Raw genomic sequence first — 12161 nt, 5'->3', positions numbered from 1 at the left:
ATGTCAACAAAATGTCAGCGTTTTGCGTATGAGGTCATCGGACATGGATCACCGGCCGGACAGAAATGAGGTGCGGTTCAGGTCAGTTCTTCACGGGTAACGGTATAGGAGACCTGCTCCGGCCAGTGATCCCGGTTGCGCGTGCCGCCACCGGTGCGCACCGCCGCCAGCAGGCCCGGGTCGAGATCGCCATAGGTCCAGCCCGCAACGTCCAGCGCGCCGACCGCGATCACCCCGTCCGGCGGCAATCCCTTGTCCGGCGGGCAGAAGACCCCGCCCGCCCCGTGACTGACATCGACCACATCCACCGGGTAGGGTCCGGTGATGGAGGACATGACGGTAAAGCACTGCCCCTCCAGCGCCCGCGCCATGGCACCGATCTTCACCCGGTTGTATCCGGCCACGGTTTCGGTGGCGGAGGGGATAAGGATCAGGTCCGCTCCGGCCTCCACCGCCTGACGGGCCAGCAGGGGGAATTCGCAGTCATAGCAGATCAGGATCGCCAGCCGGCCAAGCGCCGTGTCAAAGACCTTCAGCGGTCCGTTCCCGGTGATCCACCAGGGCTCACGCTCCCACGGGGTCATCATCAGCTTGTCCTGATGATCGACGCCACCCGTGGGCGACAGCAGGAACGCCCGGTTGACCACCCGGTCGCCGTCGCGCACCGGGCCCGAGGGCGCGACAATGTGTACGCCATGTTTGACGGCCAGGCCCGACAGGACCTCCGTCGCGCGCGGCATGAGCGCGATAACGCTCTCCGTCGCGAGCGCCAGATCGCGCCCGTCGCCATTGCCAAGCGACACCAGCTCCATCGCGCCATATTCCGGGAAAAGAAGGATCTGCGCGCCCGTCCCGGCGGCCTCTCCGACCCACGATTCCATCTTGGCGGCATACCCGTCCCAGTCCTCGAACCAGTCGAGAGGGTAGGCGGCCGCCGCAACCCGGATCACGTGTTGTCCCCGTCGTCCGGCAGCGCGTGATCGCGGAACAGCCCGGCCTGGGAGATGAAGAAGACAAACAGTGCCGCCGTCAGCCCGAAGGTCTTGAAATAAACCCAGGTCTCCGTGGACTGGGTGCGCCAGATCAGTTCGTTCGCCGCCGCCAGCCCGAAGAAGAAGGCGCAGAGGCGCCGCGTCAGCTTCATCCAGCCCGCGTCGTCCAGCGGCATGAGCTCCTCCATCACCTGCCTGAGCCAGCTTTCCCCGCGCAGCAGCCCGATCCCGAGCACCGTGCCGAACAGCAGGTAGATCAGCGTCGGCTTCATCTTGAAGAACCGGTCGTCGTTCAGCCAGACCGACAGCCCGCCGAAGACCGTGACCAGAACCGCCGTCACGATCTGCATCCTGGACAAGTGTCCGGTAAGCTTCCACAGGACCGCCGTCGACAGAAGGATCAGCGGGATGAAGCAGGCGGTGACAAGGATGAACCCGTCATAGTCGCTGCCGCCGATGGTGAAGCTGCGATCCTTGAGCTTCACGTAGGCGATGAAGAACAGGATGACCGGACCAAGCTCCAGTCCGGTCTTGAGCCATGGGCTGATGGTGCGTTTCTCGGTCATTCTCTCTCCGGTGTCAGCCCGCAAGTTCCACGATCACGGCGCCGAGTGCAATGAGCGTCATCAGCGTGATCCGCCTCGGCCCGACGGTTTCCTTCAGCACCAGCCAACCGATCACGGCGGCAAAGACGGTTGAGGTTTCGCGCAGGATCGCCGCCTCTCCGACCTTGTCGAGCCGGGTCGCAAGCATCACCGCCCCGAAGGAACCGAAGGCGATGATCGCGCCGGTAAAGCCGATCCGCACGACATGGCCAATGTCGGGCCGTTCGGTCATCCGACGCCAGCGCAGCGCTGCCAGCACCGGCATGTCGACGGAGCAGATCACGAAGAACCACGCGAGGAAGGTGAAGGGATCGGGGATCGCGCGGATCGCATAGGCGTCATAGGTCGTGTAGAGCGCCACCAGCCCGCCGGTCCCCGCCGCAAGCCCGAGCGCGGGCACCAAAGTGTCCCGCGCCACCTCGATGGTACGCAGGTTGTAGAGCGCCAGTCCGAAGATCCCCGACAGCAGCACGAGAACCCCCAGCCATTGTACGGGCGTGAAGGTTTCGCCGAAGACGATCCAGGCCCCGAAGACGGTAAACACCGGCCCCATGCCGCGCACCACCGGGTAGACCACGGTGAAGGCCCCGCGCGAATAGGCCAACGCCATGCCGAGCTTGTAGACGAAGTGGATCGGCAGCGCCCCGAGGATAAGCAGCCATTCGTGCCCGACGGGCCAGGGCACCAGGAACAGCGCAATGGGCAGGGCGGTCACGACCTGCGCGGTATCGATGGCCCCGCGTGAAATCCACGGGTCGATCCGCCCCTTCTGAAGTGACCCGAAGACCGCGTGCAGGAAAGCCGCCAGCAGGGCAAGCACCATGGCCGCGGTATGGCCGGCCTCGGTGCCCTCGATGGAGGTGATCCATTCGCTCATGGGCCGGTCACGGGGGCTCTGCCCCCGCACCCCCGGGATATTTCGGGCAAGATGAAAGGGGGGATCAGCTGTCGGCTCCGGTCAGGGCGCGGGCGAAGTCTTCCGGGTCGAAGGGGGCCAGGTCGTCGATCTGTTCGCCCACCCCGATCGCATGGATCGGCAGGCCGAAGCGGTCGGCGAGCGCGACCAGTACACCGCCCTTGGCGGTGCCGTCCAGCTTGGTCATCACGAGGCCGGAGACATCCGCCATCTTCTGGAAGGTCTCCACCTGCGACAGCGCGTTCTGGCCTGTGGTCGCGTCAAGCACGAGCAGGGTGTTGTGCGGGGCGGAGGGGTCGGTCTTGCGCAGGACGCGCACGATCTTGGCCAGTTCCTCCATCAGGTCGGCGCGGTTCTGGAGCCGCCCGGCCGTGTCGATCATCAGCAGGTCCGCGCCCTCGGCCTCTGCCTTCTTGAGCGCGTCGAAGGCCAGCGCGGCCGGGTCCGACCCCTCGGCCGCCTTCAGCACCGGCACCCCGGCGCGCTGACCCCAGACCTCGAGCTGTTCGACGGCCGCCGCGCGGAAGGTGTCCCCGGCGGCGATGATGACGGACTTACCGGCGGCGCGGAACTGGCTGGCCAGCTTGCCGATGGTCGTGGTCTTGCCCGACCCGTTCACGCCGACGACCAGCACCACCTGCGGTTTCTTCGGGTAAAGCGGCAGGGGCACCGCAACCGGGTCCATGATGCGCGCGATCTCCGACGACAGCAGGCCCTGGATCTCGGCGGTCGACAGGCGGCGGCCCATGCGCCCCTCCGCCATGTTGGCGGCAACCCGCAGTGCGGTGTCCACGCCCATGTCCGAGGCGATCAGCAGTTCCTCAAGCTGTTCCAGCATCGCGTCGTCGAGTTCACGGCGCACCACCGTGGTCCGTTCGCTTCGTCCGAAGAGCCGCGACAACAGGCCGCCCGACCCGCCTTCGCGCGCCGTTTCAGTGGGCGAAGTCTCGTCCGGCGGGGGCGGTACCGGATCGGGTTCGCGGGTCGGCACAGGGTCCGGGTCGGGCAGGGGCACCATGTCGGGCGCGCGGCCCGGCACCTCCTCCGGCCCCGGTCCGGGGATCACCGGAAGCGGCACGTCAGGTTCGGGCTGTGGCGTCGCGGGCACCTCCGGCTCCGGCAGGTCGGGCGCGGGGGGTTCCGCGGGCGTGGGCGGCGGGGTTTCCGCGGGCCGTTCCGGCGTTTCCCGCGGTGGCGTGACCGGCAGTTCCTGCGGCGTGTCGCCGGGAACCCCCTCGGGCGTCTGGCCGGGACGCGCGGGTTCCTCCGCGCCGCCGTCGGTCACGATGGCGTCAAGACCCTCTTCCAGCCTGGAAGACGATTTGAACAATCTGTCCTTGAGTTTCGAGAAGAAGGCCATGCATCCTCCGCCGTTCGGATGCCCATCACCTAATGCCATGACCCCGGAAGGGAAAGGGGGACCGGCGCAACGCCGTGCCTGATCCGGACCCGCGCCGGATTTGTCCTATGCGCCACGCCACGGAATGCGGTAGAGAGAGGTCAAAGCGCGAAGAACCGTCCAAGGTCAGAGGTAGAGCAGTCATGTTGGGATTTCTTGTCGCCACGCTTGTGCCGATCCCCTTGCTGGTGCTGGCCACCGCAATGGGCGGACCCGTGGCATGGGTCGTCCTGGCCTATCTCACCCTGTTCACGGCGCTGCTGGACCACATCCTGCCCTACAGCTGGCGCAACGTCGACGCCGCGCAGGAGTTCAAGCCGGCCCACGGCCTGTCCATCGCGCTTGGCGTCGCGCATCTGTTCCTGACGGTGATCGCCGTGCGCTACCTTGGCGGACCCGGCGGGGCGGAGGGCTGGGACGTGCTGCCCGCGATCCTCGCCTACGGCGTCTATTTCGGCCAGGTCAGTCACCCCAATGCGCATGAGCTGATCCATCGTTCCGGTCGCGAGGCCGTGCAGCTTGGCAAGATCGTCTACACCTCCATGATGTTCGGCCACCATGCCTCCGCCCATCCCAAGGTGCACCACGTCTACGTCGCCACGCCCTACGATCCCAACACCGCGCTTCTGGGCGAGGGGTTTTACAGCTTCTTTGCGCGCGCCTGGATGGGGTCCTTCCGCGAAGGGCTGCGAATTGAAAGCCATGACCTCAAGCGCGCCGGGCGCTCCTGGACCGCGCATCCCTATATCGGTTACGTGCTGGGCGGGCTCGGCTTTGTTCTGCTGGCCGCGCTGCTGGCGGGGACCGGCGGCGTGCTGGTGCTGCTGGCCATATCCGGCTTTGCCCAGGTGCAGATCCTGCTGTCGGACTACGTGCAGCACTACGGTCTGGAACGCGGAGAGTTCGAGAACGGCAAACTGGAACCGGTGCGCGCCGAACACAGCTGGAACAGCCCGCACCGCGTGACTTCTGCCATGATGCTGAACGCGCCGCGCCATTCCGATCACCATATGCATCCGGGCCGGATCTATCCGGGTCTGCAGATCGACCGCGAAACGATGCCGATGCTGCCCCGCTCCCTCCCGGTGATGGCGGTAGTGGCGCTGTTGCCGCCCTGGTGGCGGCGGGTGATGCACCCGCGCCTGCTGAAATGGCAGGGACGGGTCTGAGCCATGGCAGCCCGCTGCCGATCACGCGATCGCGTGTGGCACGACGCGGCGCGCTCTGACAGGGTGCGGATATGAAACGCCTTGCCTTAGCCCTGCTTCTTCTGGCCACCTCTGTTGGCGCCGAAACCCCGATGACGGCGGATCAGTTCGACAGCTATTCACGCGGGAAGACCTTTTATTTCGGCTCCATGGGCGAACCCTACGGCGTGGAACAGTATCTCGACGATCGCCGGGTGCGCTGGTCCTTCCTCGACGGGCAGTGCGTTGACGGGCACTGGTACGAAAAAAACGGCATGATCTGCTTCGAATACGAAGCCTCACCCGATCCGGGCCCCCAGTGCTGGACCTTTTTCCAAGGGGCCGGCGGCCTTGTCGCCCAGTTTCAGGGCGACCCGTCGCAGACGACCCTTTACGAAGTGCAGAACGCCGACGAACCCATGACCTGCCTCGGGCCGGAGGTCGGAGTCTGAGCGATCAGAACAGACTGCCCTGTTCCGGCGGCGTGTCCTTCTTGCCCGCTTTTGGGCGCGGGGCGGGGGCGGCACCCGCAGGCTTTTCGCCGCGTCCGCCGGTTTCCAGCACGCCGTCCGCGAATTCGACCCTGAGCGTGTCCGCCGTTTCCGCCTGCGCCAGCCGGGTCAAAACCTGCCCGCCGCCGTCGCGCACCACTGCATAGCCGCGCGCCAGCGTCTGCCGGTATCCGAGCGTTTCGCGCAGCCGGTCCAGCGCCGCCAGCCGGTCGCGCCGGGCTGACACACTGCGCTGCGCCGCCTCGCCGAACCGCGCGGCCAGGCGGTCGAACTCCGCCCGCTGGCGGTCGACCCCGCGCCGGAAGGCGAACGGCTGGACGGAGAGGCGAGCGGCAAGTTGATCCACCTGCCGTCGATGCTGTGCCACCCCGCGTCCCAGCCCGCCCGGCAGACGCGCCGAGAGGTCCGTGAACCGCTGCCGCTCCTGCCCGATCCGCCCGCGCAGCATCGCGGGCCGCAGCGATCCCGACGCCTCTGACAGGGCAACCCGCCGTGCCGATACGCCGCGCCGTAGCGCGTTCGGCAGCCGCTCCGCCCAGGCGTCGAGCCGCTGGCGTGCCACCTCGGTCAGCCGCTCCGGGCGGGGCAGGGCGCGTGACAGATCCTCCAGCCGCTGCCGCCGCACCCGCACCGCCTGGCCCTGTCCCCGGATCAGCCGCGCCTGCATGTCGGAGGCCCATGCAAGAAGCTCCGAGCGGACCGGCACAGCGAGCTCCGCCGCCGCAGTCGGTGTCGGCGCGCGCCGGTCCGAGACGAAGTCGATGAGAGTGGTGTCCGTTTCGTGCCCCACTGCAGAAATCAGCGGGATCTCAGACCCCGCCGCCGCCCGTGCGACGATCTCTTCGTTGAATCCCCAGAGATCCTCGATCGACCCGCCGCCCCGCGCCACGATCAGCAGGTCTGGTCGCGGCACAGCGCCGCCCGGTTTCAGCCGGTTGAACCCCGCAATCGCCCGCGCGACCTCCGGTGCGCAGGCCTGTCCCTGCACGGCCACCGGCCAGATCAGCACGTGCACCGGGAACCGGTCGCGCAGCCGGTGCAGGATGTCGCGGATCACCGCCCCGGAGGGAGAGGTCACCACCCCGATCACCCGCGGCAGATAGGGCAGGGGTCGCTTGCGCTCCGACGCGAACAGCCCCTCCGCCTGCAGCATCGCCTTGCGTTTCTCGAGAAGCGCCATCAGCGCCCCGGCCCCTGCGGGTTCAACGTTGTCGACGATGAGCTGGTATTTCGACTGTCCCGGGAAGGTGGTCATCCGCCCCGTGGCAATGACCTCCATCCCCTCCTCCGGCTGAACCTGCATCCGCGCGACCTGACCCTTCCAGGACACTGCGGCCAGCACCGACCGGTCGTCCTTCAGATCGAAGTAGAGATGTCCCGACCGGGGCCGCGACACCCGCCCGACCTCGGCCCGCACCCGGACATGGCCGAATTCGCCCTCGATCGTGCGTTTCACCGCGCCCGACAGTTCGCTCACCGTGAATTCCGGCGCATTGCCGCCCGGCTGTCCGCCGGGGCCGGGCGCGTCGTCCTCAAACAGATCCATGCTCACCTCCGTCCGGGCCGGACCCTATGCTGCGCCCCGCGTCAATTCCACCCCAGAGGCTTCATCTTGCCGAAAATACTCCGGGGTAATTGAGCCGCAGGGTCAAGGGGGCGGCGCCCCGACGCCGGCGCTTCCCTTCGTGATCACGCATATTCCGCTTGATAATCGCCTCGTTTGCCCCCATTTAACGCGCACTCGCGCGAAACCCGTTTTCGCGGCGGGCAACGCAGCAATGGAGACTACATGGCCAAGGAAGACATTCTCGAATTCCCCGGCGTCGTGAAGGAACTCCTGCCCAATGCGACATTCCGGGTCGAACTCGAGAACGGCCATGAAATCATCGCACATACGGCAGGCAAGATGCGCAAGAACCGCATCCGGGTTCTGGCCGGCGACAAGGTGCAGGTCGAAATGACCCCCTACGATCTGACCAAGGGTCGGATCAACTACCGCTTCAAGTAAGCGCCGGGGCGGCGCGGGACGCAATGCGACTGATCCTCGGATCCGGCAGCCCCCGCCGTCTGGAACTGCTGGCGACGCTCGGGGTGAAACCCGACGCCGTCCGCCCCCCCGACATCGACGAAGACCCGGCGAAAGGCGAACTGCCGCGTCCCTATTGCGCCCGCATCACGCGGGAGAAAGTGCTGGCGGTTCAGGCGGATGACGATGACATCGTGCTCTGCGCCGACACGACCGTCGCGCTTGGACGTCGCATCATGGGCAAGCCTGCCGATGCCGGTCAGGCGGCCGAATTCCTGCTCGCCATGTCGGGCCGCCGCCACCGGGTCATCACCGCGCTCGCCGTTCGGCGTGGCGCGCAGATATGGGAACGCGCCGTCGTGACAGATGTGAAGATGAAGCGGCTTTCGGATACTGAGCTTAACGCCTATCTCGCGACGGATGACTGGAAGGGTAAGGCCGGCGCTTACGGTATCCAGGGCCCCGCGGGCGCTTTCATCCCGTGGATTCAGGGCAGCTACACCGCCGTCATGGGCCTGCCCGTTGCCGAAACCGCCGCGCTGCTGACCGCCGCCGGCTACCCGGTCTGGAGCACCGCATGAAAGGCCACCTGATCCTTCTCGACCACCTGACCGGCCCCGAGGGTCCGGTCGAATCGGCGGCACTGCTGCGCGACGGAAAGCTCGAGGACCTGCTGATCGATTCCGACGCTCCGCGCCCCGGTACCATCTACCGCGCCCGCGCCGACCGCCCGGTGAAGGGGCAGGGGGGTATGTTCCTGACCACCCCCGACGGGCCCGCCTTCCTCAAGCAGATCAAGGGCCTTTCGCCGGGGGAACCGCTGTTGGTGCAGGTCACGGGCTACGCCGAACCGGGCAAGGCGATCCCCGTCACCACGCGCCTGCTGTTCAAGTCCCGCTATGCGATTGTCACCCCCGGCGCGCCCGGCATCAACGTCTCCCGCGCGATCAAGGACGACGACACCCGCGACGATCTGACCGAACGCGCCCATGACGCGCTCTCCGACGCGCCCCTGCCCGAGGACGCAGGCCTGATCCTCCGCTCCTCCTGCGAGACCGGAGATGAGGCCGAGGTGGCCGAGGATATTGCCGCCATGTCCGCGCTCGCCGCGGCCGTCCTCGCCGACGCCACCGGACCGGAGGAGAAACTGACCGAGGGCGACGGCCCCCATGCCCTCGCCTGGCGGGACTGGGCGATGGACGCGCAGATCGAGACGGAGCCGGGTTGCTTCGACCACCACGACATCCACACCAAGATCGCCGCGCTCTTTCGTCCCGAGGTCCGCATCGGCGAGACCACGATCTACATTGAACCGACCCGCGCCTTGACCGCCGTAGACGTGAATACCGGCACCGACACCTCGCTGGCGGCGGGTCTGAAGGCCAACCTCGCCATGGCCCGCGACCTGCCGCGCCAGCTGCGCCTGCGCGGGATCGGAGGCCAGATCGTGCTCGACCTCGCCCCCATGCCCAAGAAGGATCGCCCGGTGTTCGAGGGAACGCTGCGATCCGCCCTGCGGTCTGACGATACCGACACCGTGCTCGCCGGCTGGACCCCGCTTGGCAACTACGAGCTTCAGCGCAAGCGCGCCCGCTTGCCACTGAGCGTCCTCGTGACGGAAGGGATGATCGCATGAGCTGCCCGATCTGCCAGAAACCCTCGGATACGAAGTACCGGCCCTTCTGTTCGAAACATTGCGCCGATGTGGACCTCGCCCGCTGGTTCAAGGGGTCTTATTCGGTGCCGTCGACCGACCCCGAGGATATCGAAAAGGCCATAGACGCCATCGAACGCGGCGAGACCGGCAGGGACGACGAACCGACCCGGCACTGATCGCCGCCGGGAGTCGCGGTTGGTTCGGCTCTTTCCATCAGTCGCAAAGCAAATCCGATTGGGTTGCGCTCCAGCCCGATCCGCCGCCCTCTGGCACCGTCATCCTCGGGCTTGACCCGAGGATCTCTGGCCGGGAAGATCCTCGGGTCAAGCCCGAGGATGACGCCGCGCTGCGTCCGCCCCCGGACATGCGCTGTCCTACGCCCCCCGTAGGATGGGTGCTCGCACCCATCACCTCCCCAATCGCCCACTCACCGCACTTGCCCCGTACCCGCCCCCCCGCTAACAAACCCCGAACCGCCGGGAGAGCCGCCATGCCCCAGATCCTCGCCACCACCGACGCCGATTTCGAAACCCGCTTCGCCGATCTTCTGTCCATGAAGCGCGAGGATTCCCCCGACGTCGACGCCGCCGTCGCGCAGATTATCGCCGACGTGCGCGAGCGGGGGGACGCCGCCGTCATCGACCTCACCGCCAAATTCGACAAGCTCGACCTCGCCCCGGAGCGTCTTGCCTTCTCCGCCAGTGAGATCGACGCGCTTTGCGCCCTCGTCACGGCAGAGGAACGCGCCGCTCTCGACCTCGCCGCCGAACGCATCCGCGCCTATCACGTCCGCCAGATGCCGCAGGATGCGAAGTGGACCGACCCGGAGGGCGCGACGCTTGGCTGGCGTTGGACGCCGGTTTCCGCGGCGGGTCTCTACGTCCCCGGCGGCCTCGCGTCCTACCCGTCCTCGGTGCTGATGAATGCCATCCCGGCCAAGGTCGCCGGTGTGCCCCGCCTCGCCATCTGCGTGCCGACGCCGAACGGGCAGGCCAACCCGCTGGTCCTCATGGCCGCCCGCATCGCCGGGGTGGACGAGGTCTACCGCATCGGCGGTGCCCAGGCCATCGCCGCGCTCGCCTACGGAACGCAGACCATCGCGCCGGTCGACAAGATCACCGGCCCCGGCAACGCCTTTGTCGCCGCCGCCAAGCGTCGCGTCTTCGGCAAGGTTGGCATCGACATGATCGCCGGCCCGTCCGAGATCCTCGTGATCGCCGATGCCGACAACGATCCCGACTGGATCGCGCTCGACCTGCTCTCCCAGGCGGAACATGACGAAAGCGCCCAGTCCATCCTCATCACCACCGACGCCGCATTCGGCACGGCGGTGCAAGAGGCCATCAACAAACGCCTCCAAACCCTTGACCGGCGCGAGATTGCCGGGAAATCGTGGCAGGTGAACGGCGCGATCATCACCACCCGCGACCTGACCGAGGCCGCCGCGCTCTCCAACCGCATCGCCCCGGAACACCTCGAACTCTGCGTTGCCGACCCCGAAGCGCTGGCGAAGGACTGCATCCACGCGGGCGCCATCTTCCTCGGCCAGTGGACGCCAGAGGCGATCGGAGACTATGTCGGCGGACCCAACCACGTTCTGCCGACAGCCCGCTCCGCCCGATTCTCCTCAGGTCTCTCCGTCATGGATTTCCTCAAGCGGACCACCATGGCGCGCATGACCCCCGCGGCGCTCGCCGCCATCGGACCCGCCGCCGAAGCCCTCGCCTCCGCCGAAAGCCTTGAAGCGCATGGCCTTTCCGTCTCGGCCCGTCTGCAACGCCTGAATGACAGTCCGAAGAAAACGGGGTGACAACTGCGGCAAATTTAACCTAATTTCGCGAAGTTGTAGAATTTTGCTGCGCCGCAGCATAGATTGATGGCGGGGAGACCCGCCACCGATCAGAGGGAACCGGACCGATGTCCTACATTGCCCAAATCGAGCTGGACGACCGCAATCTGCCGCCGCCCACTCCGGAAATCGAACAGGAGCGCCGCGTCGCCATGTTCGATCTGCTGGAAGAGAACAGCTTCAGCCTGCCCAAGCGGGACGACCGCGTCACGCCGGACGGCCCCTACAAGGTCGGCCTGTCGATCCAGGACAAGCGCCTGGTCTTCGACGTCCAGACCGCCGACGCCCAGCCCGCGGCCCAGTTCCTCATGTCGCTCGGGCCGTTCCGGCAGGTGGTGAAGGACTATTTTGCCATCTGCAAAAGCTATTTCGACGCGGTGAAGAATCTGCCCCCCGCGCAAATCGAAACCATCGACATGGCCCGCCGCGGCATCCATGATGAAGGCGCGCGCGTGCTGATTGAACGGCTGGAAGGCAAGGCGGACGTGGACCACGACACCGCCCGCCGTCTGTTCACCCTGATCTGCGTGCTGCACTTCGGGGGCTGAGTCTTGGCAGCAGAACGACCGCAATCCATTCTGTTCTGCTGCGACCACAATGCTGTCCGGTCCCCCATGGCAGAGGGGATCATGAAGAAGTTCTACGGCACCGCGACCTATGTCCAGTCGGCGGGGTGCCATAACGACCTTGAAATCGACGGTTTCGCCATCGCGGTGTGCGAGGAGATCGGCGTCAGCCTCTCCCGCCACCGCTCCCGCTCCTTCGACGAAATGGCGCGCTTCGGCGACGACCTGTCGAGCTTTGACATGATCGTCGCGCTGTCCCAGACCAGCCAGCGCCGCGCGCTTGACCTGACGAAGTTCTACCACCTGACGGTCGATTACTGGCCGATCATGGACCCGACCGCCATCGGCGAAACGCGCGAGCAGAAGCTGAACGCCTACCGTCAGTGTCGCGACCAGATCATCGAAAACCTGACGCGCCGCTTCGGTCCGCCCGTCATCACTCCCTGAGGCCC

General features: G+C 66.8%; 14 protein-coding genes. 9 read left to right on the top strand and 5 right to left on the bottom strand.

All coding sequences use genetic code 11. The features are described from left to right. Window positions 1–77 precede the first annotated feature (77 nt). From IEV87_RS10560 to ftsY, 4 genes are all read right to left on the bottom strand, one after another. Window positions 78–950 carry a carbon-nitrogen hydrolase family protein gene (locus IEV87_RS10560; protein WP_308419893.1) on the bottom strand — a complete coding sequence of 291 codons (873 nt, stop codon included), beginning with the start codon at window positions 948–950 and terminating at the stop codon, window positions 78–80. Beyond that, the gene (locus IEV87_RS10555) at window positions 947–1558 is read right to left on the bottom strand and encodes an inner membrane-spanning protein YciB (RefSeq protein ID WP_188477646.1); all 612 of its coding nucleotides are present in this window, start codon (window positions 1556–1558) and stop codon (window positions 947–949) included. The genes IEV87_RS10560 and IEV87_RS10555 overlap by 4 nt, the downstream gene beginning before the upstream one ends. Window positions 1559–1571: 13 nt before the next feature. Beyond that, window positions 1572–2474, bottom strand: coding sequence for a DMT family transporter (locus tag IEV87_RS10550; RefSeq protein ID WP_188477645.1), 903 nt, complete (start codon window positions 2472–2474; stop codon window positions 1572–1574). A 64-nt stretch (window positions 2475–2538) separates the two neighbouring features. Continuing rightward, the gene (ftsY, locus tag IEV87_RS10545; protein ID WP_188477644.1) at window positions 2539–3873 is read right to left on the bottom strand and encodes a signal recognition particle-docking protein FtsY; all 1335 of its coding nucleotides are present in this window, start codon (window positions 3871–3873) and stop codon (window positions 2539–2541) included. Window positions 3874–4055: 182 nt separating this feature from the next. Here ftsY and IEV87_RS10540 point away from each other — a divergent pair, with 182 nt between their 5' ends. Together IEV87_RS10540 and IEV87_RS10535 are read left to right on the top strand one after the other, a co-directional pair. Then, a complete protein-coding gene (locus IEV87_RS10540; protein WP_188477643.1) occupies window positions 4056–5081 on the top strand; it encodes an alkane 1-monooxygenase in 1026 nt (341 codons plus the stop codon). Between the two features lie 71 nt (window positions 5082–5152). Then, window positions 5153–5551, top strand: a complete 399-nt coding sequence (locus IEV87_RS10535) for a hypothetical protein (protein WP_188477642.1) — start codon at window positions 5153–5155, stop codon at window positions 5549–5551. 4 nt (window positions 5552–5555) lie between these two features. Here the strand turns inward: IEV87_RS10535 and xseA are convergent, their stop codons facing one another. Next, window positions 5556–7157 carry an exodeoxyribonuclease VII large subunit gene (xseA, locus tag IEV87_RS10530; RefSeq protein WP_188477641.1) on the bottom strand — a complete coding sequence of 534 codons (1602 nt, stop codon included), beginning with the start codon at window positions 7155–7157 and terminating at the stop codon, window positions 5556–5558. A gap of 243 nt (window positions 7158–7400) precedes the next feature. Here xseA and infA point away from each other — a divergent pair, with 243 nt between their 5' ends. From infA to IEV87_RS10495, 7 genes are all read left to right on the top strand, one after another. Beyond that, window positions 7401–7619, top strand: coding sequence for a translation initiation factor IF-1 (gene infA, locus IEV87_RS10525; protein ID WP_010137880.1), 219 nt, complete (start codon window positions 7401–7403; stop codon window positions 7617–7619). A 23-nt stretch (window positions 7620–7642) separates the two neighbouring features. Next, entirely contained in the window at window positions 7643–8218 is a 576-nt protein-coding gene (locus IEV87_RS10520; protein ID WP_188477640.1) for a Maf family protein, read from the top strand. Beyond that, on the top strand, window positions 8215–9273 hold the full coding sequence (locus tag IEV87_RS10515; protein ID WP_188477639.1) for a ribonuclease E/G: 1059 nt from the start codon (window positions 8215–8217) through the stop codon (window positions 9271–9273). Before IEV87_RS10520 ends, IEV87_RS10515 begins: the two co-directional genes overlap by 4 nt. Further along, on the top strand, window positions 9270–9470 hold the full coding sequence (locus tag IEV87_RS10510) for a DNA gyrase inhibitor YacG (RefSeq protein ID WP_188477638.1): 201 nt from the start codon (window positions 9270–9272) through the stop codon (window positions 9468–9470). Before IEV87_RS10515 ends, IEV87_RS10510 begins: the two co-directional genes overlap by 4 nt. Before the next feature lie 314 nt (window positions 9471–9784). After that, complete coding sequence (gene hisD / locus IEV87_RS10505; RefSeq protein WP_188477637.1) at window positions 9785–11104, top strand: histidinol dehydrogenase; 1320 nt, start codon at window positions 9785–9787, stop codon at window positions 11102–11104. A gap of 107 nt (window positions 11105–11211) precedes the next feature. Next, window positions 11212–11691, top strand: coding sequence for a UPF0262 family protein (locus IEV87_RS10500; protein WP_188477636.1), 480 nt, complete (start codon window positions 11212–11214; stop codon window positions 11689–11691). Between the two features lie 3 nt (window positions 11692–11694). Next, on the top strand, window positions 11695–12156 hold the full coding sequence (locus tag IEV87_RS10495) for an arsenate-mycothiol transferase ArsC (protein WP_188477635.1): 462 nt from the start codon (window positions 11695–11697) through the stop codon (window positions 12154–12156). Window positions 12157–12161 lie beyond the last annotated feature (5 nt).

Source organism: Primorskyibacter flagellatus, from assembly GCF_014638275.1.
GTDB classification, from domain to species: Bacteria; Pseudomonadota; Alphaproteobacteria; order Rhodobacterales; family Rhodobacteraceae; genus Pseudooceanicola; species Pseudooceanicola flagellatus_A.
The sequence above is the reverse complement of the archived record's forward strand: the minus strand, read 5'-3'. Positions and strand labels throughout refer to the sequence as shown.

Bases quoted from the DNA above. Each gene is read 5' to 3' on its own strand.
- infA (WP_010137880.1), top strand. From the start codon at position 7,401: ATGGCCAAGGAAGACATTCTCGAATTCCCCGGCGTCGTGAAGGAACTC.
- IEV87_RS10515 (WP_188477639.1), top strand. From the start codon at position 8,215: ATGAAAGGCCACCTGATCCTTCTCGACCACCTGACCGGCCCCGAGGGT.
- hisD (WP_188477637.1), top strand. From the start codon at position 9,785: ATGCCCCAGATCCTCGCCACCACCGACGCCGATTTCGAAACCCGCTTC.
- xseA (WP_188477641.1), bottom strand. From the start codon at position 7,157: ATGGATCTGTTTGAGGACGACGCGCCCGGCCCCGGCGGACAGCCGGGC.
- ftsY (WP_188477644.1), bottom strand. From the start codon at position 3,873: ATGGCCTTCTTCTCGAAACTCAAGGACAGATTGTTCAAATCGTCTTCC.
- IEV87_RS10500 (WP_188477636.1), top strand. From the start codon at position 11,212: ATGTCCTACATTGCCCAAATCGAGCTGGACGACCGCAATCTGCCGCCG.
- IEV87_RS10540 (WP_188477643.1), top strand. From the start codon at position 4,056: ATGTTGGGATTTCTTGTCGCCACGCTTGTGCCGATCCCCTTGCTGGTG.
- IEV87_RS10550 (WP_188477645.1), bottom strand. From the start codon at position 2,474: ATGAGCGAATGGATCACCTCCATCGAGGGCACCGAGGCCGGCCATACC.
- IEV87_RS10555 (WP_188477646.1), bottom strand. From the start codon at position 1,558: ATGACCGAGAAACGCACCATCAGCCCATGGCTCAAGACCGGACTGGAG.
- IEV87_RS10510 (WP_188477638.1), top strand. From the start codon at position 9,270: ATGAGCTGCCCGATCTGCCAGAAACCCTCGGATACGAAGTACCGGCCC.
- IEV87_RS10520 (WP_188477640.1), top strand. From the start codon at position 7,643: ATGCGACTGATCCTCGGATCCGGCAGCCCCCGCCGTCTGGAACTGCTG.
- IEV87_RS10535 (WP_188477642.1), top strand. From the start codon at position 5,153: ATGAAACGCCTTGCCTTAGCCCTGCTTCTTCTGGCCACCTCTGTTGGC.